This is a genomic window from Streptomyces sp. NPDC021224, from assembly GCF_044332905.1.
Taxonomy (GTDB): Bacteria; Actinomycetota; Actinomycetes; order Streptomycetales; family Streptomycetaceae; genus Actinacidiphila.
The window spans coordinates 153368-175852 of record NZ_JBIRPW010000017.1 but is presented as its reverse complement, the minus strand read 5'-3'; the positions used below and the strand labels follow the sequence as shown (position 1 = coordinate 175852).

The 22485-nt window shown below is 68.9% G+C and carries 15 protein-coding genes; 9 read left to right on the top strand and 6 right to left on the bottom strand.

Annotated features, from left to right (window positions below):
* Positions 1-597: RICIN domain-containing protein (locus tag ACH4PY_RS31135; RefSeq protein WP_398190506.1), on the bottom strand; the 597-nt coding region annotated here is incomplete at its 3' end.
* A gap of 1482 nt (positions 598-2079) precedes the next feature.
* Here ACH4PY_RS31135 and ACH4PY_RS31130 point away from each other — a divergent pair.
* The 4 genes from ACH4PY_RS31130 (at position 2080) to yjfF (ending at position 6800) form a co-directional block, all read left to right on the top strand.
* Complete coding sequence (locus tag ACH4PY_RS31130) at positions 2080-3093, top strand: ABC transporter substrate-binding protein (protein WP_398190503.1); 1014 nt, start codon at positions 2080-2082, stop codon at positions 3091-3093.
* 73 nt (positions 3094-3166) lie between these two features.
* Positions 3167-4714 carry a sugar ABC transporter ATP-binding protein gene (locus ACH4PY_RS31125; protein ID WP_398190500.1) on the top strand — a complete coding sequence of 516 codons (1548 nt, stop codon included), beginning with the start codon at positions 3167-3169 and terminating at the stop codon, positions 4712-4714.
* Complete coding sequence (locus ACH4PY_RS31120; RefSeq protein WP_398190497.1) at positions 4711-5796, top strand: ABC transporter permease; 1086 nt, start codon at positions 4711-4713, stop codon at positions 5794-5796. Before ACH4PY_RS31125 ends, ACH4PY_RS31120 begins: the two co-directional genes overlap by 4 nt.
* Positions 5793-6800, top strand: coding sequence for a galactofuranose ABC transporter, permease protein YjfF (gene yjfF, locus ACH4PY_RS31115; RefSeq protein WP_398190494.1), 1008 nt, complete (start codon positions 5793-5795; stop codon positions 6798-6800). Before ACH4PY_RS31120 ends, yjfF begins: the two co-directional genes overlap by 4 nt.
* Before the next feature lie 129 nt (positions 6801-6929).
* Here yjfF and ACH4PY_RS31110 read toward each other — a convergent pair whose 3' ends face one another.
* Entirely contained in the window at positions 6930-7535 is a 606-nt protein-coding gene (locus ACH4PY_RS31110; protein ID WP_398190491.1) for a hypothetical protein, read from the bottom strand.
* Positions 7536-8207: 672 nt separating this feature from the next.
* Between ACH4PY_RS31110 and ACH4PY_RS31105 the strand changes: the two genes are divergently transcribed.
* Together ACH4PY_RS31105 and ACH4PY_RS31100 are read left to right on the top strand one after the other, a co-directional pair.
* Positions 8208-9323 (top strand): ricin-type beta-trefoil lectin domain protein, encoded by a 1116-nt coding sequence (locus tag ACH4PY_RS31105; RefSeq protein WP_398190488.1) that lies wholly within the window; start codon positions 8208-8210, stop codon positions 9321-9323.
* Between the two features lie 33 nt (positions 9324-9356).
* Complete coding sequence (locus ACH4PY_RS31100; RefSeq protein ID WP_398190485.1) at positions 9357-10880, top strand: arabinofuranosidase catalytic domain-containing protein; 1524 nt, start codon at positions 9357-9359, stop codon at positions 10878-10880.
* Positions 10881-11080: 200 nt separating this feature from the next.
* Here ACH4PY_RS31100 and ACH4PY_RS31095 read toward each other — a convergent pair whose 3' ends face one another.
* The 4 genes from ACH4PY_RS31095 to ACH4PY_RS31080 all read right to left on the bottom strand — a co-directional run bounded on the left by ACH4PY_RS31095 (position 11081) and on the right by ACH4PY_RS31080 (position 16337).
* Positions 11081-13012 (bottom strand): hypothetical protein, encoded by a 1932-nt coding sequence (locus ACH4PY_RS31095; protein ID WP_398190482.1) that lies wholly within the window; start codon positions 13010-13012, stop codon positions 11081-11083.
* Positions 13013-13100: 88 nt separating this feature from the next.
* Positions 13101-14054 (bottom strand): carbohydrate ABC transporter permease, encoded by a 954-nt coding sequence (locus ACH4PY_RS31090; protein ID WP_398190479.1) that lies wholly within the window; start codon positions 14052-14054, stop codon positions 13101-13103.
* Positions 14044-14922, bottom strand: coding sequence for a carbohydrate ABC transporter permease (locus ACH4PY_RS31085; protein ID WP_398190537.1), 879 nt, complete (start codon positions 14920-14922; stop codon positions 14044-14046). The genes ACH4PY_RS31090 and ACH4PY_RS31085 overlap by 11 nt, the downstream gene beginning before the upstream one ends.
* Before the next feature lie 32 nt (positions 14923-14954).
* Positions 14955-16337, bottom strand: coding sequence for an ABC transporter substrate-binding protein (locus ACH4PY_RS31080; RefSeq protein ID WP_398190476.1), 1383 nt, complete (start codon positions 16335-16337; stop codon positions 14955-14957).
* Between the two features lie 282 nt (positions 16338-16619).
* Here ACH4PY_RS31080 and ACH4PY_RS31075 point away from each other — a divergent pair, with 282 nt between their 5' ends.
* The 3 genes from ACH4PY_RS31075 to ACH4PY_RS31065 all read left to right on the top strand — a co-directional run bounded on the left by ACH4PY_RS31075 (position 16620) and on the right by ACH4PY_RS31065 (position 22204).
* Positions 16620-17399 carry a FadR/GntR family transcriptional regulator gene (locus ACH4PY_RS31075; RefSeq protein WP_398190473.1) on the top strand — a complete coding sequence of 260 codons (780 nt, stop codon included), beginning with the start codon at positions 16620-16622 and terminating at the stop codon, positions 17397-17399.
* 323 nt (positions 17400-17722) lie between these two features.
* Entirely contained in the window at positions 17723-19369 is a 1647-nt protein-coding gene (locus ACH4PY_RS31070; protein ID WP_398190470.1) for a glycoside hydrolase family 27 protein, read from the top strand.
* Positions 19370-19792: 423 nt separating this feature from the next.
* The gene (locus tag ACH4PY_RS31065; protein ID WP_398190467.1) at positions 19793-22204 is read left to right on the top strand and encodes a ricin-type beta-trefoil lectin domain protein; all 2412 of its coding nucleotides are present in this window, start codon (positions 19793-19795) and stop codon (positions 22202-22204) included.
* Positions 22205-22485: the final 281 nt, after the last annotated feature.

The following is a 22485-nucleotide window of genomic DNA, read 5'->3' as shown; positions in this document are numbered from 1 at the left end:
CTGCGCCAGCGCACCCGACGACGACCACCGGTACGACGACGGAAGAGTGCACGTCCCACCCGACGTCGGCGGCGTCGTCGGCGGCGTCGTGGTCGTCCCGGTGAGGCCGGACCAGCGCTGGTTGGCGGCGCCGTTGCACGTCCAGATCTCCACCGGCGTGGTGTTGGCGGTCGCCGCGCCGGTGACGTCCAGGCACAGGCCGGACTCGACGCCGACGATCGTGCCGTCCGAGTTCACCCGCCACTGCTGGTTCGCACCGCCGCTGCAGCTCCAGATCTGCACCCGGGTGCCGGCCGTGGTGGCGTGGCCCGGGACGTCCAGGCACTTGTTGCCGTAGACCGTCAGCTGGTTGCTCGACGTCAGCGTCCACTGCTGGTTCGTACCACCGGAGCAGTCGTAGATCTGGAGGTACGTGCCGTCGCTCTGACTGGCGTTCGGTACGTCCAGGCAGCGACCGGAGCCGGCGCCGCGCAGGGCACCGGTCGTTGCCGCCTGCGCCGGGTTGGCGACGAGCATGGCCGCGACGACGCCCACAGCCGCGAGCATCGAGGCGAGCGCCACGAACAGGCGCCTGTCGCGGAATCTTCCTCTGCGCATGAGGAACTCCTCATCCTTCGGTAAGCGGTTCCGTACCGGCCTGGGGTGGGCCGGCCGGACTGTCGGTGTGGTGCGTCCGGTCAGCGGCCTGCGGACAAGAGCCGCAACCCGGACTGGGGGTGGCGGTCAGATGCCGTACGTTCTCGGAACGGGAGCCGCACGACTGTTAGCGCTAACACATGTGAAGGTGAGCAGCTGCTGGTTCCCTGCGGGGGAGTGGCGGAAGGGGCTCCACGCGGCGCGGCGCGGCGGATTCGGGGCGCGGCAGATCTCCAGCGCCATGTCGGCCTCATTTCTTGGTGCTCCAGCCGGTGTGCGGGAACGGCGCACACCAACGGGATGCTGTGGGGGGGACCAATCACGAGGGTCTGACTGCCACGGCGTGAGGTACTGCCTGTCCCGACGTGGCGAGCTAGCGAAACGGTCGCAAGTGTGGACCCGATGGGCCCGGTAGGTCAACGCCGGGGTTGCGAAAGTTGCGGCTTTCCGAGCGCGGCCGACGCGCTCCCGTGTTCGTCGGCAGGTCAGCCGGATCGGCCCGCCCGCACAGGGTCACTCACCGGCTGACGATGACGCTCCTGCTGCGAACGTTGCGCAACTCGGGCCCGGTCCGACCGCGCCGTCCGGGCACCCGGGAACGGACGTCGCCGGACTTGGGTCCGGGGTGCCCCGTTGGGCCGAGGGGATCCTGCCGGCGGCGCCCCCGGGGTCCGGTCCGGCCTGCTCCGGCGGAAGTTGCCGTTCCGGGCACGGCGGCCGGTCGGCGCGGGCGGAGACCTGTGCGCGCTGTGCCGTCCCTTGACGTGCACGTGTGGCCGTCCTAAGGTGCCGCGAAATGTTCGTAGGGCACCCGGGGATCTCGTCGTTGTGCCGTAGGCCGCCGGTGGGTGACGGCGCGACAGTGGGCTGCATCCGATTGACATGCGAGAGGAGCAATGGTGTTAGCGCTCACCTGGGTGAGTCCTCCCGGAGCGACCGGGTGGAGATATTCCCGATGGCGGCAAGGGGTAGGCACGGGGGTTGCGGGGAGCTATGTTAGCGCTCACTCGTGTGGACCATCCGCCCTCTTCGCAAGGCGATGCTCTGTCGCAGCCGGTATCTTCTGAGCCTGTCGTGGGAGTACCGGTGCTTCGTCGGCCTTGCCGGCCGCGAGCAAGTGAGCGCGCACATCCATGTCATCACGCCGCGGCCCTGAACCGTGGTCCGCGGCACACATTGTTCTTCGTCCAGACCGTCGGGCACCTGCCGCAGCGGGTGCCCGGATCTCCGGCACCGAGCTGAATCTCGACGCGCACAACCCGCACCACCCCACGTCGGCGGCAACCAGGGCAGCTCCCTCGGAACTCCCTGCGCCTCGCCCGAGCCCGTGCCACCCGCTGACCGCGCACCAGTAGTCCCCTCGCAGCGCCGCTGTCCGACAGCGGGTGGTGCGCGGGCAGCCCGCACCAGCGCACCTGCCGCATTTCCCCCGAAGGAGCAGACATGATCGACAGACGCGGATTCCTCACCGCCGGGGCGGCCGCCTCGGCCGCCGGCATTCTCGCGGCGTGCGCGAAGAAGAATCCCGCCAAGGCCTCCGACTCCGGATCCGCTTCCGGCGGCGGTGGCAAGCAGATCACCCTGGGTTTCTCGCAGGTGGGCTCGGAGAGCGGCTGGCGCGCCGCCAACACCCAGTCGGTCAAGGACGCGGCCAGGGAAGCCGGTATCAACCTCAAGTTCTCCGACGCGCAGCAGAAGCAGGAGAACCAGATCTCGGCCATCCGCAGCTACATCGCACAGAAGGTCGACGTCATCTCGTTCTCGCCGGTCGTCGTGACCGGCTGGGACACGGTGCTCAAGGAGGCGAAGGCGGCCGGCATCCCGGTGATCCTGACGGACCGTTCCGTCGAGACGTCGGACCCCTCGCTCTACGTCACCCTGGTGGGCTCCGACTTCGAGAGCGAGGGGGAGCGCGCGGCCCATCTGCTGGAGAAGGTCCTGGCCGGCCAGCAGGACGCGGTGAAGATCGCGCAGCTCGAAGGGACGACCGGGGCGGCTCCCGCGATCGAGCGCGCCAGGGGCTTCGCCAAGATCATGAAGGCGAGCCACCCCGGGTGGAAGATCATCGCGAGCCAGTCCGGGGATTTCACCCGCGCCGGCGGCAAGCAGGTCATGGCGGCCTTCCTGCAGGCGCACTCGGACATCGAGGTGCTGTTCTCCCACAACGACGACATGGCCATCGGTGCGATCCAGGCGATCCAGGCCGCGGGCAAGACCCCCGGCAAGGACATCAAGATCATCTCGTGTGACGGCGTCCACGACGGCTTCGTCGCCATGAGCAAGGGGCAGATCAACGCGATCGTCGAGTGCAACCCCCTGCTCGGCCCCCAGCTGATGGACACCGTGAAGACCGTGCACGCCGGCAAGGGCTCCACGCTGCCCCGGTGGATCAAGACCGAGGAGCACGACTACACCGCGGACCAGGCCGCGGCGGCGCTGCCGAGCCGCAAGTACTGACCGCCGCTCACGACGGTCCCCGGGGCACGGGGACCCCGTCCACGTCGCGACGATTCCACCTAGGAGCGCTGCCATGGCAGAGCCTCGGCCCGTCCTGGAAATGACGGGCATAGTCAAAGAGTTCTCCGGCACACGGGCTCTGTCGGGCGTCGACCTCCGGCTGTTCCCCGGCGAGATCCACGCCCTCCTGGGCGAGAACGGGGCCGGGAAGTCCACGCTCATCAAGGTCCTGACGGGCGTCCACCGGCTCGACGGCGGAACGGTCGTCCTGGACGGCCGGCCGGTTCGCTTCACCAGTCCGCTGCAGGCGCAGCAGGCCGGGATCAGCACCGTCTACCAGGAGGTCAACCTCTGCCAGAACCTCTCGGTGGCCGAGAACATCATGATCGGCCGTGAACCGGTCGGAGCCGGCCGGATCCGCTGGAAGGAACTGCGCCGGCAGGCCGCTCAGCTGGTGACGCGGTTCGGGCTGGATCTCGATGTGTCAGCCCCGCTGGGTTCGCATCCGCTGGCCGTGCAGCAGCTGATCGCGATCATCCGGGCCGTCGGCCCCGGCCGTTTCGCGGGCGGGGCGGAGGCCGGGGCAGCCACGCGGGTGCTGATCCTGGACGAACCGACCTCCAGCCTCGACCGTGAGGAGGTCGAGGAGCTGTTCGCCCTCATGCGGCGACTGCGCGAGGACGGGGTGGCCATCCTGTTCGTCTCCCACTTCCTCGACCAGATCTACGAGGTCTGCGACCGGATGACCGTGCTGCGCAACGGAACCCTGGTCGGCGAGCACCTTGTCGCCGACCTCGGTCAGGTCGACCTGGTCAAGCTGATGATCGGCAAGGACCTGGAAGAGCTGGAGGAGCTCGGCGAGCACCACACGCCCCCGGAGGGCGGTGAGCCGTTCCTGAAGGCGGAGGGCGTCTCCAGGAACGGCGGCATCGCGCCCTTCGACCTGGAAATCCGCGCCGGGGAGGTCCTCGGCCTGGCCGGACTGCTCGGCTCGGGCCGTACCGAACTGGCCCGCCTGCTCTTCGGGGCGGACACCCCGGACGGAGGCCGGGTGCACATCGGGGGGAAGCCGGTGGCACTGAAGGAGCCGAACGACGCGATCGGCAGAGGAATCGCGTTCCTCTCGGAGAACCGCAGAGCCGAGGGCCTGGTCCCCGACCTGACGGTACGGGAGAACATCGTCCTCGCCCTCCAGGCCGCGCGCGGGTGGACCCGGCCCGTACCGGCCCAGCAGCGGGACGATCTGGTCGCCAAGTACATCGCAGCACTGGACATCCGCCCGGCCGACCCCGAGGCGAAAGCCGGCTCGCTCAGCGGCGGGAACCAGCAGAAGGTCCTGCTCGCCCGCTGGCTCCTCACCCAGCCCGCGCTGCTCATCCTCGACGAGCCCACCCGGGGCATCGACGTGGGGGCCAAGGCGGAGATCCAGAAACTTGTCGTGTCACTGTCCGAGGAGGGCATGGCCGTGGTCTACATATCGGCCGAGTTGGAGGAAGTGCTCCGGCTCAGCCACACGCTGGGGGTGCTCCGCGACCGCCGGCTCGTGGCGCGCATGGCCAACGGGCCCGGCGTCACCGCCGGGCGAGTCCTGGAGATCATCGCGAGCGGGGAGCACCGGTGAGCCTCACATCCCTCCGGCGCGCGGCCACGCAGCACCGGCTGTTCTGGCCGGTAGCCGCCCTGGTCGCACTGCTCGTCGTCAACGTCCCCTTCACACCGGGATTCTTCGAGATCCACCTGAAGAACGGGCACCTGTACGGGAGCCTGGTCTCCATCCTGCTGTTCGGGTCCCCGCTCGTCCTCGTGGCGATCGGTATGACCCTGGTGATCGCCACCGGGGGCATCGACCTCTCGGTCGGGGCGGTGGTGGCCATCTCCGGCGCGCTGGCCTGCCTCGTCGTCAGCAAACAGGCCGACCAGGGCAGCGTGACCGGGGTGTTGCTGGCCTTCGCGCTGGCACTTGCCGTGGCGCTGGTGTGCGGTGCCTGGAACGGCTTGCTGGTCGCCCGGCTCGGCATCCAGCCGATCATCGCGACACTGATCCTCATGGTCGCCGGTCGCGGGATCGCCCAGCTGATCACCAGCGGCCAGATCATCACCGTCAACAGCGACGCGTACTCCCTCATCGGCGGGGGCTACTGGCTGGGCCTGCCGTTCTCGCTCTTCGTCGTCGCCGCGGTGGTCGTGCTGAGCATGGCGCTCACCCGCCGTACCGCCCTCGGGCTGCTGGTCGAGGCGGTCGGCGGCAACGCCGAGGCGAGTCGCCTGGTGGGCATCCGGTCACGGCGTATCAAGATCATGGCCTATATGTTCTGCGGACTGTGCGCGGGTGTCGCCGGCCTGATGATCAGTTCCAACGTCTCTGCGGCGGACGGCAACAACGCCGGCCTGTGGATCGAACTAGACGCCATCCTCGCCGTCGTGATCGGCGGCACCTCCCTCACCGGCGGCCGCTTCCACCTCGGCGGCACGATCGTCGGAGCCCTCATCATCCAGACCCTGACCACCACGATCTACACCATCGGCGTGCCGACCCAGACCAACCTGGTCTTCAAGGCCGTCGTGGTCATCGTCGTCTGCCTCATGCAGTCCCCGGTCTTCCGGGCCAAGGTGTTCGGCGCCCGCGGCGGGCGCGGCGGCTCCGACCGCAGACCCTCCGGCGTGGCCGCCGACACGCAACCGCAGATCGAGGTGTCGTCATGAGCGTGATCGACGGTTCCCGCACGCGTGCGGAAGGCCGCCGGCTGCTGCAGGACCGCCGGCTCCCCGTCCTGGTGACAGCCGCTCTGTTCGTCATCATGTTCGGCTTCGGCGCGTTCCGCTACCAGGCCTACGGATTCCTCCACGTCCAGGTCTTCACGAACCTCTTCATCGACAACGGCTACCTGCTCGTCGCCGCGGTCGGTGCGACCTTCGTCATCCTCACGGGTGGAATCGACCTCTCGGTCGGCTCGCTCATCGGCTTCACGACGATGCTGACCGCGTGGCTGGTGGAGAAACAGGGGCTGCCCTTCCTGCTCGTCGCGCCCATCGCGCTGGGAGTCGGCGCCCTCGGCGGCTACCTGATGGGTTACGTGATCCACCACTTCGAGATCGAACCCTTCATCGTGACCCTGGCAGGGCTGTTCTTCTTCCGTGGGCTGTGCCTGGTCATCAGCAAGGAGTCGATCTCCATCTCCGACCCCACGGTGGACAGGCTCGCCCAGACGCATGTCCCCCTGCCCGGCGGGGCGTTCCTCTCGATCGCCGCGGTCGTCTCGCTGGTGGTCCTCGCCCTCGCCTTCTACGTACTGCACTGCACACGGTTCGGCAGGCGGGTGTACGCCATCGGCGGGAACGAGCAGTCGGCGCTGCTGATGGGCCTGCCGGTGGCCGGCACGAAGATCGCCGTCTACACGGTCAGCGGCTTCTGCTCCGCACTGTCCGGACTGCTGTTCACCCTGTACATCCAGTCGGGCGACCCGCTGCACGCGGTGGGCCTGGAACTCGACGCGATCGCCGCGGTCGTGGTCGGCGGCACACTTCTCACCGGTGGATCGGGCTACGTGGTCGGGACGTTGTTCGGCGTGCTGGTACTGGGACTGATCAAGACGCTCATCCAGTTCGAGGGCACCCTCAGCTCCTGGTGGACGAAGATCGCCACCGGGGTGCTGCTCTTCGCGTTCATCCTGATCCAGCGTGCCATGACGGCACGAAACCGGACGTAGGGACCGGCTGTCGCGCGCGGCCGGTCCCTACGTCAGCCGTGCCGGGCCGGAGCACCGTCCGCACGGTGGGCCGGCGCTGGGGAGCGAGCACGGCGTCACCCCGGAGCCGGCGCTCCAGCGAGACGGACCCTACGCGGCGGCCTCCGCGGTCGAGGCGGACGGCGCGGTGTTCCCGGCGGCCGAGTAGTACACCGACCGGCCCTGCTTGGAGCGCTGGGCCTGTCCCTTGGCGACCAGGGCCTCAAGGGTGTTGCGCACGACGGTCGTCTGGATCGTCCGGCCGGGGTGGGACTCGGTGAGCGCGGTGGCGATCTCGGCGGCCGAGCGCGGCTCGCTGCGTCCGGTGAGCTCGGCGACGACCAGTTCCACCAGCGTGGGTGCGGGCGTGGGATTCGCCTTTCCGGCGCCGCCTCCGGCCGCGGTCCTCGTCCTACGGGTGGCTCGACCGGAAGCACGGGAAGCCGCCTCGGGCGGGCGCGGACCGGGCATCGCCGCCCGCGCCACCCCGGGCGCGCTCACGGGGGCCGGAACACGGTCCTGCTCAGGGGTGGCCGGCGCCGCGACCAGCGCCTGCTGCACTCCGACGAGGAGCGCGTGGTCCTGCTCAAGGCTCGCCAGCTTCTCCTGCAGTGCCGCCAGTTCGCCGGCGACGCGTTCTTTTTCCTCGGTGGTGCGTTCCAGATCGGCCTGGATCTGGGCAAGGTACTGGGACTTCAGGGTGGCATTGTCCGCCATGGCAGATCAGCTCGCTTTCCTGTGCACGTGCGGGCGGCGCCGGTCGACATCCGTTGCCGCCGTTCCGTGCCGGTGCGCACGCTGGGCGCGTCGCACGTGAGGGCACTGGGTACGTCGCCCCCCAGGGTAGACGGACATGCCGTCCGGGCACTCCCTCGGGACTTCCGGCGCGTGCCCGCCTCGCGTTCGGAACGCGAAAGCCGTGCGGTGGCCGTCAGCCGACGGGGGCGAAGACCGCGTGCGCCCCGCTCGGTCCGGTGCGTCGGCCCCCGTGTGAGCTGTCGTATTCATCGGGCGGCGCGGTGTCCTGCCGTACCACCGGCGAAGTCCGTCGGGCACGGGCCGGCTGGGGGACGGAGCCGGCCCGCCTCGGTCGACGTTCGCCGGCGGGCTCTCCGCAGAAGCTCTGTGACCAGCTGATTCCACCAGGAGGCGCGCTCGCGTGACGCGGGCCCGCAGGGCTGCGGGCCTGACGGGGCACCGGCTCGCGGGTGGTCTCGTGCAGCACTCTTGAGTTCCGTCCCCCCTATGTGTCAGTCTCATCTGGCCCCCCTGTCGCGGAATTCCTGGCAGCGGGTATGCAACTCGTCTCCATGCAGTCCCCCCACTCGTAGGATTGTGAGCGCTAACATCGGCTCGCGAGCCCCGTGCAGGATCAGACGAGGAACCCTGATGAAAAGACCTTTCACCGCCCTCCTGTTCGCTCTGGCCGCGGCGCTCTGCTTACCCGGCACGGCGTCGGCGACACCGGCCGCCTCCACGGCGTCCACGACACCTCTGCGTGTCATGCCGCTGGGTGACTCGATCACCTGGGGCGTCGGGAGCAGTACGGGCAACGGCTACCGTGCCGCGCTGTACGACGGGCTCGCCGCCGACGGCCATCCCCTCGACTTCGTCGGGTCGCTTCGCGGCGGAACGATGCAAGACCCCGACAACGAGGGGCACTCCGGCTACCGCATCGACCAGGTGGCCGCTCTCACCGACGCGGCCCTGTCCCGGTACCAGCCCGACGTGGTCACCCTGGAGATCGGTACCAACGACCTGAACGGTAATTACCAGGTCTCGACGGCCACTGCCCGGTTACGCTCACTCGTCGACCAGATCACCCGCGACGTCCCGTCCGTGACCGTGCTGGTGGCCTCGCTCGTCGTCTCCACCAGCACCACCGAGGAGCAGTACCGCGGCGCGTACAACCAGGCCGTTCCCGGCATCGTGCAGAACGAGCAGGCCGCCGGCAAACACGTCGGGTACGTCGACATGAGTGCGGTGACCACCGCGGATCTGTCCGACTCCCTGCACCCGAACGACAACGGCTACCAGAAGATGGCCGCCGCCTTCCGGCAGGGCGTCCGGGCGGCCGACAGCGCGGGCTGGCTCGGCGGCTCAGGCTCCGGTTCCGCCTCGGGGCCCGTGCGCTCCGGCCTCGCGGGGAAGTGCCTCGACGTCAGGAACGGCAGCAGCACCGACGGCACCCCGGTCCAGATCTACAGCTGCAACAACGCCGCCGCACAGAACTGGACCGCCTACGCGGACGGCACCCTCCGCGCGGTGGGCAAGTGCCTTGACGCCACCGGGCGCGGCACGGCGAACGGGACGAAGATCGAGGTCTGGACCTGCAACGGGGGTGCCAACCAGGTCTGGCAGGCGGTGAACGGGTCCTACCGCAACCCGGTGTCCGGACGCTGTCTGGACGACCCCGCCGCCTCCACGGCCGATGGCACGCAGACCCAGCTGTGGGACTGCAACGGACAGGTGAACCAGGAGTGGACCGCCCTGGTCCCCGGCTGAGTCACGCACCATTCCACACTCGAAGGAGAGCCGATGCACAGTTCCGCACCCACCCCGTCCACCGGCCTGTGGCGGGCAAGACCCCTGCTCATCCTCCTGCTCGCCCTGGCGATGGCCACGGCCGTCTTCGGCGGCCGGGCCGCCGCGCGCGGTTCGGCCGCCGGGGCGGCCCGGCCGGCGGCCGCCGCGGCCGCGTCCCTGCCCTGCGACATCTACGCCGACGGCGGCACACCGTGCATCGGAGCGCACTCCACGACCCGCGCGCTGTTCGCCGCCTACAACGGCCCGCTGTACCAGGTCCAGCGCGCTTCCGACCACACGTACCACGACGTGGGCCTGCTGACGGCGGGCGGGTACGCCGACGCGTCGGCCCAGACGTCGTTCTGCGCGGGTACGTCGTGCATCATCAGCAAGATCTACGACCAGACCTCCCGCCACAACGACCTGCCCATCTCCTGGGGCGGCTACTGGAAGGGACCGGGCGCGAACGGGGCGGACGTGGGCGCCGACGCGGCGGCGCTGCCGGTCACCGCGGGCGGCCACCCGGTCTTCGGGGTCAAGGTCAACCAGGGCGTGGGCTACCGGATCGACCATGCCAGCGGAGCACCCACCGGCTCCCAGCCCGAGGGCATCTACATGGTGACCTCGTCCAACTTCACCAACCAGTGGTGCTGCTTCGACTACGGCAGCGGCGAGAACACGCACACCGACACGGGCAACGCCACCATGAACTCGATCTACTGGGGCAACGCCTGCTGGTTCGGCGGCTGCACAGGTACCGGTCCCTGGGTGGAGGCCGACCTGGAGAACGGCATGTTCCACACCGGGAGCGGGTCCAACCACGACGCCAACAACCAGGGCGTGCACTTCCCGTTCGTGAGCGCCTGGGAGAAGAACAACGGAACCAGCAACTTCACACTGAAATACGGCAACGCGGCCTCCGGAGGACTCACCACGACGTATTCGGGCGGGCTGCCGAACGGCTACTCGCCGATGAAGACCGACAGCTCCCTGCTGCTGGGTACCGGCGGCGACAACAGCGTCTCCGGCCAGGGCGAGTTCTTCGAGGGCGCCATCACGGCCGGCTTCCCCACGGACGCCACCGAGAACGCGGTGCAGGCCAGCATCACTGCCGCCGGCTACGGCGGCTCGTCCTCCGGCGGGGACGGCACGAGCGGCGTGGTGCGAGGCAACGCCTCCGGGCGCTGCCTCGACGTACCCAACCTCAGCCAGACCAACGGCACGCAGACCGAGCTGTGGGACTGCAACGGCGGTTCGAACCAGCAGTGGACCCTCACCGGCGCCAAGGAGCTGAAGGTCTACGGCACGAAGTGCCTGGACGACGAGGGCAGTGGAACGGCCAACGGTACCAAGGCGATCATCTGGGACTGCAACGGCCAGAACAACCAGAAGTGGAACGTCAACTCGGATGGCACCGTCACCAACGTCCAGACGGGCCTCTGCCTGGACGCGAGTGCCTACGGCACCGCCAACGGCACGCTCGTGCAGCTGTGGACGTGCACCGGGGCCACCAACCAGAAGTGGGCCCGCAGCTGACGTGACATGAGTCCGGGAGCCGCCCCCGGTTGCGACGGCCGGGGGCGGCTCTCACCCACGGGGCCCGGGATCAGCTCCCAGAAGTGGACGGCGCTGCCGAGTACCGGCGCACGGCCCGCCGCGGCGCCACCGGACGAGCGATGCATGGTCATGTCCGCTCCTCGGGGCGCTGCGACCGCCGCTGCCCGTCGTCCGCCGTCTCACGACGGGTCCCGGGGCGCCGGCTCGTCGAGAGGTGTGCGGTAGGTGGGCGTCCGGGTGCGCAGGCCGAGCTGCAGGGTGAGCCGGACGGTACTGGAGCGGGGGAGGACCACCTGCAGCCAGGGTCCGCCGACCGTCACCGACCTGGTGGTGACCGCCGGGGCGGTGTGGCCGTAGTCGTACAGGTCACCGATCCAGGACGGGTCCTCGCAGACGGTGTACTCCACGGTGCGGATGGAGTGCTCGCTGAACGCGCCCGCCTGGACGATCACCGCCCGCGCCGCTTCGGGATCGAGGTTGACCAGATCGACAACCGTGGCGTCCGGGTCGATGGCCGAGACCAGCGCCGCGACCCCGGGGGGAAGCCCCGGGCGGCGGGCGGCGGCGTCGTGGTAGCGCACCCGTGCCTGCTGCAGACCGCCGTTGTAGACCACCTGGGGACCGCCCCAGGTCAGCTGGACAAGAGCCTCGGTGACCACCGGATTGGACTGCTGCCACAGGTGGATGTCGGCCTCCGGCACGTCCCGGTCGCGGTACTTCTCCATACGCGCCAGCCGATGCCGCACCTGCGCCTGGGCCGCCGCCAGGATCTTCTCCGGATAGGCAGGGTCGTCGCCCGCCAGGTAGGCCAGCCAGGGCTCCTCGTGGCCGGCCTCCTCCTTGCTGCGGAAGGAGCGGACCGTGCGCCAGTCGTGTCCGGCGGCGGCGCGCAGGCGGTCGATGCGCGCACGGTCGGCGTGCGAGGCGGTGTGGTGCCACAGCGCGGTCGGGACGGCCATCAGCATGGGGTTGTAGTCGAACCAGCCCTCGTCGCCGTACCGGAAGGGCACATGGAAGGTCGGGGTGTTCACGTCCTCCGCGAGTTGCGGGATCCACTTGGACCGGATGCTGGAGTCGGACTCGGTGAAGGCCATCACCTTGCCGTGCGAGATGATCTCCTCGAGGGCCGGCCGCACCAGCTCCAGGTACGAGTCGTCGCCGCTGACCGCGGCGCCCGCCAGGGCGGCGACGATCGCCGCGTGCCCCACGCTGTACCAGCCGTGCGGCCAGGACCAGCCGTAGTGGCCGCCGTACCACCGCCCGTCGAGCAGACCGCCGACGGTGCCGTCCGGCGCGACGTTGTCGGGCAGGATGCCCCCGTTGGCGGCTGCGCGCTCCCGCCAGGCGCCCACGTACCCGGTGATCCAGTCGGCGTAGCGCTGCTCGCCGGAGAGTATCCAGGCGTTCAGGACGAGGCCTGCGGCGGAGAGGTTGGCCGCGGTGTCACCGTCCCCCATCCGGCGGCGCATCTCCGTGCCGAGCCGCGGGTCGGCGTCGAGCGGAGGCTGCTCCGCGCCCGCCGGCAGGGTCCAGTCGAGGGGGAAGCCGTACATCTGCGCTTCCTTCGGCAGCCATGGGTAGGTGTCGCCGTCCGACAGGCCCTCACGCCCCCGGTCGCTGCCGTTGTGCGGCCGGCGGATGATGCGCCGGCCGGGGTCGTAGTTGCCGTGTCCGGGTTCGACGTACAGGTCCGCGAAGCGCCGCGCCCGCTCGGCCCACCGGTCGGGGGCGGCCATGCACAGGAAGTACAGCAGCAGCAGGCTCTCGCCCTGGTGGAACCAGTCGTAGCCGCGTTCGTACTCGTCCTTGAGCATGCCCAGCTCGGTCAGCTGGCGGGTGACGCCCTCCCAGTGGTGCTCGGACTGGGCCAGCAGGTCGTCCGCGCCTCCGAGCAGGTAGAGCTGGGGCCAGTTGAAGAAGACCTCGTAGAAGTCGTCCACGCCGTCCCGGGAGGTGAGCTCGCCGGTGTAGCGCAGCCGTCCGTCGGGACCTGTGAAGTCGCGGGCGAACCGGCGCCAGGCCCGGTCGAGCAGGTCGAACAGCTCGCGCTGCGCCGTCGCCCAGGTCGGTGGTTCGAGCAGCGGCACCGAGGCCGTGATGACCGGATGCATCGGAGGAGCTCCATTCGCGTTCGGGCACGGCTCGCTCCGGCACGGCGCCGTCCGGTGTGCCGAGCGCCGTGCGGGACGACCGGCTGAGTCAGTTCTTGGTCGCGCCGGCGAGCATGCCCGCTACCAGGAACCGTTGGGAGAACAGGAAGACGACCAGTACGGGGACGATCGCCAGCAGCGTCGCCAGGGCCAGTTCGGGGCGTTCGACCTGCAACGTGCTCGCCGTCGGGTTGAACTGCGGGACGGAGTCGAGCAGGGTACCCAGCCCGACCTGCACCGGGAACTGGTCGCTCTGCGGCAGCATGACGTACGGCAGGTAGTAGTTGGTCCAGTTGGCGACGAAGCTGAAGAAGCCCACCAGGGCGACCACGGGCGCGGCGAGCGGGAGCGCCACCCGGCGGAAGACGCCGAACTCCGAGCACCCGTCCAGCCGTGCCGCGTCCAGCAGCTCTCCGGGCAGGGCGGTGCTGAAGTAGATGTAGGCCAGGTACACCCCGAACGGGTAGAAGGCGTACGGCAGGATGATCGACCACATGGATCCGATCAGGTGGACCGCGTTGACTTCGAGGAACAGCGGCACGACCAGTGTGGCGTTCGGCATCAGCATCACCACGAGGGTGGCGACGAGCAGCGTGCGTCGCCCCCGGAACTCCGTCATCGCCAGCGCGTAGCCGGCCGGCACCGCCACGCTCAGGGTGATCACCAGGGCGAGGAAGGAATAGACGGCCGAGTTCCGCAGCCACATGAAGATCGCGTCGTCCTGGTAGGCGATCAGGGCCGTCCAGTTCGCGTGCAGTGTGTGGAAGGAGCCGAACGACAGCGGATTGTCGTGCACCAGTTGGTCGTCGGTCTTGGTAGCGGCCAGCAGCAGCCAGAGCACCGGCAGCACGAAGAAGACCGCGAACAGCAGGAGCACGAGGGCGGGAAGCGGGTTGACGCGCCCGCGCTCGGAGCGGCCGGCCTGCGTCCGGCCGGCCCGGCCGGGCGCAGGCGCGCTGCCGGCGGGGGTGGCGACCGCCGCTCGCCGGATGTCAGTCCGCATCGAAGAACCCCGATCTGGCCACGAAGACCCCTGCCACGGCCAGCCCGACCACCAGCAGCTCCACCGACACGGCGGCCGCGGTGTTGACGTCGTTGTTCTGGAACGCGAAGTCGTACGCGAGCTGGTTGAGGGAGTAGTCCCGGCCGGCCACGCCGACACTCGCCTGGGTCAGCAGCTGCGGTTCGACGAACAGCTGGGTGCCGCCGGCGAAGGCGAGGATGACCATGTAGACGATCCACTTGCGCAGTAGCGGGATCTGGATCCGCCAGGCGGTCTGCCAGGCACCCGCGCCGTCGATTCGCGCCGCTTCCAGGACGTCTTGCGAGATGTTGTTCAGCGCCCCGTACATCACTACGATCCAGCCGCCGGCCCCGGTCCAGAAGGCGATGAGGGTGAACAGGATCGGCAGGTGACCAGGGGCGACGACCTCGCCGAAGGTGTCGTAGCCGAAGGCCCGCAGCAGGAAGCCGACCGGGCTGACCGCGGGGTCCAGGACGAACAGCCACACCATGACTCCGGCCGCTCCGGCGAGGGCACCGGGCACGTAGTACAGGAACCGCAGTGTCCTGCCCGCGCCGCTCAGCGTCAGCCGGTGCAGCAGCAGCGCCAGCGCGACGACGAACACGACCAGTGACACCAGCCACCAGAGGAGGTAGAGCGCGACGTGCCCGACGGCAGGTGTGAAGCGGAAGTCGTCGACGGCGGTGGAGAAGTTGGACAGGCCGCTGAAGGTTCCGCCGCCGTCGGTGAAGGCGAAGTAGACCGCGTAGCCGGTCGGTACCACTCCGAAGGCGACCAGCAGGACCGTGTAGGCGGCGACGAAACCGTGCCCGGCCCGGCCGGGCCACAGCGTGCGCGAACCGTGCAGCGGTGCGCGGCTCGCCCCGCCGGTCCGTGCCGTCACGGGGTGGTGACCTTGTAGCCGGCGGCGCGCGCGTAGTTGGCGACCGCCGTCTGCCAGGCCGGCAGCAGGGACACCATGGATTTGCCCGCCGTCAGCTGCGGGGTCACCGTGGCGGCCCAGACGGCCTCCTGACTGAACTGGCCGTAGCCCCAACCCGGCCAGACCTCTTCCGCCGCGGCCTGCAGCGGCGCGGCGATGTCCCCGCTGAAGTAGTCGGAGGAGGCCTGCTTGGCCAGCCAGTCCTTCGCCGCGGCGGAGTAGGCCGGGTAACCGGGTGCGAGCCGGGCCTGGTAGTCGTCCGAGGTGGTCACCCACGTCAGGAAGTCCGCGGCGGCCCTGAGGTTGGTGCTGTGTGCGGACAGCAGCCAGGTCCCGCCGCCGACATTGCCCGACGTGCTCGCGCTGTCGGCGGACCATCTGGGCATCGGCGCGACGGCGATCCGGTGCGCCGGAGTCTTGAACGACCCCTGGAACAGGGCGCCGCCGAACCAGGAGGGGCCGGGCATCATGAGGATCCGGCCGGCCTGGTTCTTGTCGAAGTCCGAGCTGAACACGCTGCTCATGGACATCGTCTTGTTCCTGACGAGGGTGTCGAGCAGCGACGCCATGCGCCTGCAGTTCGCGCTGCCGGTGTTCACCGTCACCGCCTTGGGGCCGGTGATCTGGTTGGCTCCGCACCTGCTCGGCCACATGTAAAGCTCGGGTGCCCAGGTGTCGCCGGCCGAGCCGACCAGGTATCCGGAGTGCTCGGTGGCCACCTTCTCCCCGAGGGCCTGGTACTCCTCCCAGGTCTGCGGGACCTGGTATCCCCACTGCTTCATCAGCGGGGCGTCGTACCACAGCACGGTCTGGGCGAGGTCGTTGCGCAGGCAGTACAGCGTGCCGTTGACCGTGCAGGGGGCGTTGGCGCCCTTGGCCCAGCCTGCCAGCTTTGCCGCCGGTATCAGTCCCTTGTCGAGCGGGGCGGCGAATCCGGCGTCGACCGCCCAGGTGGTCTCGTTGTTCTGCGAGCTGAACACCACGTCCGGCCAGCCCTTGCGGGTGCGGTTGAACAGACTGACCTTGGTGCGCAGGTAGTTGGAGCCGTTCGCGTCGCCGTCATAGCTGACGACGTTCATCTTCACGTCCGGGTGCTGCTTCTGGTAGAGCTTGGCGGCGTCCATGCGCGAGGCATCCACCCACACGGTCAGGGCGCCGCCTGTCTGTTTGACGGGCTTGAAGCCACCCCGGGAGCCGTTGCCGTTGCTGCCTCCGCCGCAGGCGGCGACCGTGGCCAGCGCAAGGACGCCGGCCACCAGGGCCGGAAGGCCGGCGCGTCCGCGGTTTCCGCGGGTTCCGTCAGGTGTGCGCGCGCCGACCGCGCGGACCTTGGCTGTCATGAACAACTCCACTACGTCGTGGGGAGCGTCGCGTTTGGTCACATATAACAAGCGCCAGCCGAGCGTGAGTCAACAGGATGAGCATGGTTATTTCCAGGATCTTCTTGGGGGAGCGGTGACAGATTGAGGCATTTGAAGCGTTCTGAGAGTGAGGACGATGCGTGAGTGAAGGAGATAAGTCGTACACATATCGTCGAGACGAGCACACGCTGTATGCTGCGGCGTACACGTCGGACCAGTCGCGTGCCCGCGGCTGACGACGGGAGATGAAGGGGGCGGGCGTTGGACGGCAACCACGTACTCCCGGCGACCGGCGGCCCCGCACCGGCGCCCGCGGACGCGCAGGAAACCGTGGCCTACCGCCCCGGCTACGAACGTGTGGCCGAGGAGATCCTGCGGCTCATCGCCGATCTGGAACTGCAGCCCGGCGACCGGATGCCGACGGAGAACCAGCTCGCCTCGCGTCTGGGTACCAGCAGGACGGTGGTACGTGAGGCCGTCAAGATCCTTTCGGCCATCGGACGGATCCGCGCGCAGAAGGGTCGCGGCCTGTTCGTGGCGAACGACGAGGGCATGCTGGGCTCGTCACTGTGGGGGAGTTTCTTCCTTCCCACCGACCTCGACCACGTCTACCGCCTGTTCGAGTTCCGCCGTGTGCAGGAAGCCGCGGCCAGCCGGCTGGCCGCCACACGTGCGACGCCTTCGGACCTGCGCGCGATCGAGGAGGCCGCCGAGATGTGTCGGCAAGGCCATCTGACCGGCCGGCGCGAGCTGTTCGACCGCGGCGACGACGATTTCCACCTCAGTGTCGCCAAGGCCTCGCAGAATCCCTTCCTGGTGGACGCCGTCCGGGAGGCCCGGCGCCTGCAGCGCCAGTCCAGCACCATCGGGTTGCACGGCACGGTGGGCGGCCACGCGGAGGAGGCGGTGGCCGAGCACGCCGCGATCCACCGCGCGATCAAGGACGGCGACGCGGAGGCCGCGGCGCAGGCGGCCACCGTTCACCTGGACCAGACGTTGGAAGACTACCGTCGCGAGATCCAGCGCCGCGTGTTCGGCTGAACCGCGGCTGCTGCTCGGCCGGGGACGGTGGGTTCCCGGCGGCCTTTTCGAGCCTGTTCTGGAACGTACACCGGTGAGCGGGTGCTCTGTCGCGCGGATTGTTCCCTCAGGAAAGACATTTTTCCACAGCTCTTGACGCCCTGAACGCACAGGAGTTATCTATTCCACACAACGGGCGCCGCTGACGCGCCCGCCGGTGCCGTCCTGGCCATGTTTCCTGACCCGCCACGGCCACGTGGCCATCGGTCGACCTCGTCCCGTGCGGGCGGGGGCTGGTGGCAGGCACCTCTCCCCCCACGACTCGGCCAGGAGGTCGACACATCATGGTCAACCGACATGTGAAATTCGGGCGCCGCCTCGAGCGGTCGCCGCTGAGAAAAGTGTTAGCGCTAACAGCGTCGGCTCTGCTGCTCGCCGCTGGCGCGTCGCTGGCTGCCTCCGGAGCAGCCCAGCCCGCTGCCGCGTTGGGCAACGGGCTGGCCTCGACCCCGCAGATGGGATTCAACGACTGGAACGCGTACGGGTGCAACGTCTCGGAGTCGCTCATCAAGTCCACGGCTCTGGCCATGCACAACAACGGTATGCAGGCCGCCGGCTACACCTACGTCAACATCGACGACTGCTGGATGACGCACACCCGGGACTCGTCGGGGCGGCTTGTGCCGGACCCGTCGAAATTCCCCGACGGCATCAAGGGCACGGCGGACTACGTGCACTCGCTGGGCCTGAAGCTGGGGATCTACGAGGACGCCGGTACCGCGACGTGTGCCGGGTATCCCGGGAGCCTGGGGCATGAGACGACCGACGCGGCGAGCTTCGCCTCCTGGGGTGTCGACTACCTGAAGTACGACAACTGCAACAACAACGGTGTGGCGGGGCAGACGCGCTACACCGCGATGCGCGACGCGCTCGCGGCGACCGGCCGTCCGATCCTGTACAGCCTGTGCAACTGGGGTCAGGAGAATGTGTGGACCTGGGGCGCCGGTGTCGGTAACAGCTGGCGCACCACAGGTGACATCAACGCCAGCTACTCCAGCATGCTGTCGATCTTCCACAGCAACGTGGGTCTGGCCGCCTACGCCGGTCCCGGGCACTGGAACGATCCCGACATGCTGGAGGTCGGAAATGGTTCCCTGACCGACACCGAGGCCCGCACCGAGTTCAGCCTGTGGTCGGAAATGGCGGCGCCTCTCATCGCGGGCACCAACATAGCCTCCGCAAGCTCCTCCACGCTGTCCATCTACACCAACTCCCGTGTCATTGCGGTGGACCAGGACCCGCTGGGCAAGCAGGGCACCCTGGTGTCCTCCGCGGGTGGCCTGGACGTGATGGCCAAACCGCTGTCCAACGGCGACGTGTCGGTGGCACTGTTCAACGAGACCGGGTCGACCGCGACGATCAGCACCACGGCTGCCGCGATCGGTAAGTCGGGCGCATCCAGCTACACCTTGACCGACCTGTGGTCGGGTGCGACGTCGACCACCTCGGGCGCCGTCAGCGCCTCGGTGCCGGCGCACGGCACGGTGATGTACCGGGTCGCGGGCGGCAGTTCGATCACCACGCCGCCGACGGGCGGTGGCGGAGCGCTGCACGCGGTGGGTGCGGGCAAGTGTCTGGATGTGCCGAACTCGTCTGTCACGGCGGGCACGCAGGTGGACATCTGGGATTGCAACGGTCAGGTGAACCAGGGCTGGACGCGTACGTCGTCGGGTCAGCTGGCGGTGTACCCGGGTGGTTCGCAGATGTGTCTGGACGCCTACGACAACCAGACGTCTCCGGGCACGAAGGTGGAGATCTGGTCCTGCAACGGTGGTGCCAACCAGCAGTGGAGCGTCAACGCGAACGGCACCGTCACCGGCACCCAGTCGGGGCTGTGCCTGGACGTCACCGGAGCCTCCACCGCCAACGGGGCGCCGGCCGAACTGTGGACCTGCAACGGCGGCAGCAACCAGCAATGGACCCTGGGATAGGCGCCAGGCCGTTCGGACGACCGCTCCCTCGGTCCACGACAGGGACCGGGGGAGCCGCAGCAGTCCCTGCCCCCGTCGGGGGAGCGGGGGAGCCCGGAACCTGCGCGCGACGCACCTCTTGAGGTCCGGAACGAGAATGTGTCAGTCTCATTTCGGCACCCCGTATCCCGGGTTCTCCCCGCGCCCTGTCCCCACTGCGTGTGAGCGGTCGCGATCTCCTCGTCGAGCTGATGACATGTGAGGTTCAGGGTGATTTCGGCCCTGCGGTGCTTCGGTTCTCCACCGATAAGAGACTGATGCATGCTCGGGTTCCAGGGCGTCATAGGTGCTACCACATGTGCCCCACGGCGGGGGCTCGTGCCGACGGCGCGAGCGTTTCGGCGCCGCCGACCGGCCTTCACCCACACAGAAGGAGAGTGGAGCATGACGTCCATCCGTCCGCGCAAGGGCCTGCACCGCAGCCGACCGCCGAGGGCGGTTCTTGTCGCGGTCCTTGCCGTCGGCGCCGTCGTCGCGGCTCCGGCCGTCACGTCGCACGCGGCGGCCATGACCACCCTGTACGTCTCCCCGGCCGGCAGCGGTACCGCGTGCTCGGTGTCGGCGCCCTGTTCGCCGGCTCAGGCGAAGACCGCGGTCGAGGCCGTCCACGCGAACATGAGCGGCGACGTTGTCGTGCAACTGGCGGGCGGCACCTACCGCATGTCGTCCCCGCTCGTCCTGGGCAGCGCGGACTCCGGCACCAACGGCCATCAGGTCGTCTGGCAGGCGGCTCCCGGCGAGCAGCCGGTGCTTTCGGGCGGGCAGCAGGTGACGGGGTGGACGCTGAAGGACACGTCGAACAACATCTACGCCGCGTCCGTGACCGCCGGGTCCGACTCGCGGCAGTTGTACGTCGACGGGGCCCTGGCGCCACGGGCGTCCATCTCGATCGCCCGCAGCGACGTCAAGATCACCGCCGGCGGGATGACCGTCGTCAACTCCGCACTGAACTACCTGGCCACGCTTCCCCAGCAGAACCGGATCGAACTGGAGAGCCAGAACTCCTTCACCGACCGCTACGCGCCGGTCCAGTCCATCAGCGGCAGCACCGTCACGATGCAGCAACCGGCCTGGAACAACAACAACTGGGGCTACGACACCCTTGCCAGCCCCTTCGCCGGCGGCAGCCTCCAACTGGAGAACTCCTACAGCTTCCTGAAGACCGCCGGCCAGTGGTATCTCGACCCCCAGGCCGGGCAGCTGTACTACAAGGCACCCGCCAACTGGTCGCCCACAGCACACGACGTCGAGCTGCCTCGCCTGACCTCTCTGCTCCAGATCGGCGGCTCCTACGCCGATCCTGCCCATGACATCACCGTCAAGGGGATCGCCTTCCAGCACACCACCTGGCTCCAGCCCAGCACGTCCACCGGCTACGCCGACCAGCAGAGCGGTGCCTTCCTGGGACGCACCTTCACCCAGCCCTCGGACTTCATGACGTCCTGTCAGTCCGGATGCCCGCTGTTCGAAGCGGCCCGAAACAGCTGGAGCCAGGTGCCGGCGGCGGTCCAGGTCTCCGCCGCCCGTGGCATCACCTTCACCGGTGACACCTTCGCGCACCTGGGCCAGGTGGGCCTGGGGATCGGCAACGACGCCGACGCACATGCCTCGGGGGTGGGGCTCGGCGCCTCCTCCGTCACCGTCTCCGACAGCACCTTCACCGACGACTCCGGCGCAGGCATCGTGGTGGGCGGTGTGCAGCCGGACGCCCACCACCCGTCCGACGCGGCGATGACCAACCAGGACATCACCATCCAGGGCAATCGGATCTCCGGTGTCGCCAAGGACTACAAGGACATGGCCGGCATCCTGTCGACCTATGTCACGCACGCGGTCATCAGTCACAACGAGGTGTCGAACCTGGCGTACGACGGCATCGACATAGGCTGGGGCTGGGGTGCCAACGACCCCGGAGGCAGTCAGGACTACCGCAACCGCGGGCTGTACAACTACCAGCCCGTGTACAGCACGCCCACGACACTGAAGAACACGGTCGTCAGCTACAACGCCGTGCACGGCACGAAGAAGGTGTTCCACGACGGCGGGAGCATCTACAACCTGTCCGCCAACCCCGGCACGACCATCGACCACAACTACGTCTACGACAACCAGCACACCGTGGGCCTGTACCTCGACGAGGGCTCCCGCTACGTCACCCTCAAGAACAACGTCATCCAGGACTCCGGCGTATGGGCCTTCACCAACGCCGGCAGCACCAACAACACCAACGACAGCACCTTCGACACCAACTGGTACAACTCGGGTGCCACCCAGGTGGCCACCGGCTCACCCCACAACAACGTCCTGACCGGCAACGTCCAGGTCAGTGGCACCAGTTGGCCGTCCGGTGCACAGCAGGTGATCGCCCAGGCGGGCGCGACGACGGGCACCGGCACGGGGAACACGGGTGCGCTGCACGCGGTGGGTGCGGGCAAGTGTCTGGATGTGCCGAACTCGTCTGTCACGGCGGGCACGCAGGTGGACATCTGGGATTGCAACGGTCAGGTGAACCAGGGCTGGACGCGTACGTCGTCGGGTCAGCTGGCGGTGTACCCGGGTGGTTCGCAGATGTGTCTGGACGCCTACGACAACCAGACCTCGCCGGGCACGAAGGTGGAGATCTGGTCCTGCAACGGTGGTGCCAACCAGCAGTGGAGCGTCAACTCCAACGGCACCGTCACCGGCACCCAGTCGGGGCTGTGCCTGGACGTCACCGGAGCCTCCACCGCCAACGGCGCGCCGGCCGAACTGTGGACCTGCAACGGCGGCAGCAACCAGCAATGGACCCTTGGCTGACAGCAACCGCACGCCCCTGCCGGCCGGCCCCGCAGTCCGTCCGCGGCGCCGACCGCGCCCGGGGTGCCGTCCCCGACACGGGGCCGGCACCCCGGGCTGCGGGACGACATGGGATGGATCTGCTCGGGTCGCCCCGGCGGTGTGCTCCCGGCGACGGCGAAAGTCCTGCTGGGGACGTACGTTGTGCCTGTGGTGAGTGGGAGGAGTGAGCCGTGATGCCGGGAAGCCCCCTCCTGAACCTGTGAGACATCGGATGACCCTGTTACGCTCATGCGGGCGCC

What these genes read in the sequence shown, in the direction of transcription:
- ACH4PY_RS31080 (WP_398190476.1), bottom strand. Translation starts at nt 16,337, where the DNA reads ATGACAGCCAAGGTCCGCGCGGTCGGCGCGCGCACACCTGACGGAACC.
- ACH4PY_RS31125 (WP_398190500.1), top strand. Translation starts at nt 3,167, where the DNA reads ATGGCAGAGCCTCGGCCCGTCCTGGAAATGACGGGCATAGTCAAAGAG.
- ACH4PY_RS31110 (WP_398190491.1), bottom strand. Translation starts at nt 7,535, where the DNA reads ATGGCGGACAATGCCACCCTGAAGTCCCAGTACCTTGCCCAGATCCAG.
- ACH4PY_RS31095 (WP_398190482.1), bottom strand. Translation starts at nt 13,012, where the DNA reads ATGCATCCGGTCATCACGGCCTCGGTGCCGCTGCTCGAACCACCGACC.
- ACH4PY_RS31070 (WP_398190470.1), top strand. Translation starts at nt 17,723, where the DNA reads ATGGTCAACCGACATGTGAAATTCGGGCGCCGCCTCGAGCGGTCGCCG.
- ACH4PY_RS31090 (WP_398190479.1), bottom strand. Translation starts at nt 14,054, where the DNA reads ATGCGGACTGACATCCGGCGAGCGGCGGTCGCCACCCCCGCCGGCAGC.
- ACH4PY_RS31065 (WP_398190467.1), top strand. Translation starts at nt 19,793, where the DNA reads ATGACGTCCATCCGTCCGCGCAAGGGCCTGCACCGCAGCCGACCGCCG.
- yjfF (WP_398190494.1), top strand. Translation starts at nt 5,793, where the DNA reads ATGAGCGTGATCGACGGTTCCCGCACGCGTGCGGAAGGCCGCCGGCTG.
- ACH4PY_RS31100 (WP_398190485.1), top strand. Translation starts at nt 9,357, where the DNA reads ATGCACAGTTCCGCACCCACCCCGTCCACCGGCCTGTGGCGGGCAAGA.
- ACH4PY_RS31130 (WP_398190503.1), top strand. Translation starts at nt 2,080, where the DNA reads ATGATCGACAGACGCGGATTCCTCACCGCCGGGGCGGCCGCCTCGGCC.
- ACH4PY_RS31105 (WP_398190488.1), top strand. Translation starts at nt 8,208, where the DNA reads ATGAAAAGACCTTTCACCGCCCTCCTGTTCGCTCTGGCCGCGGCGCTC.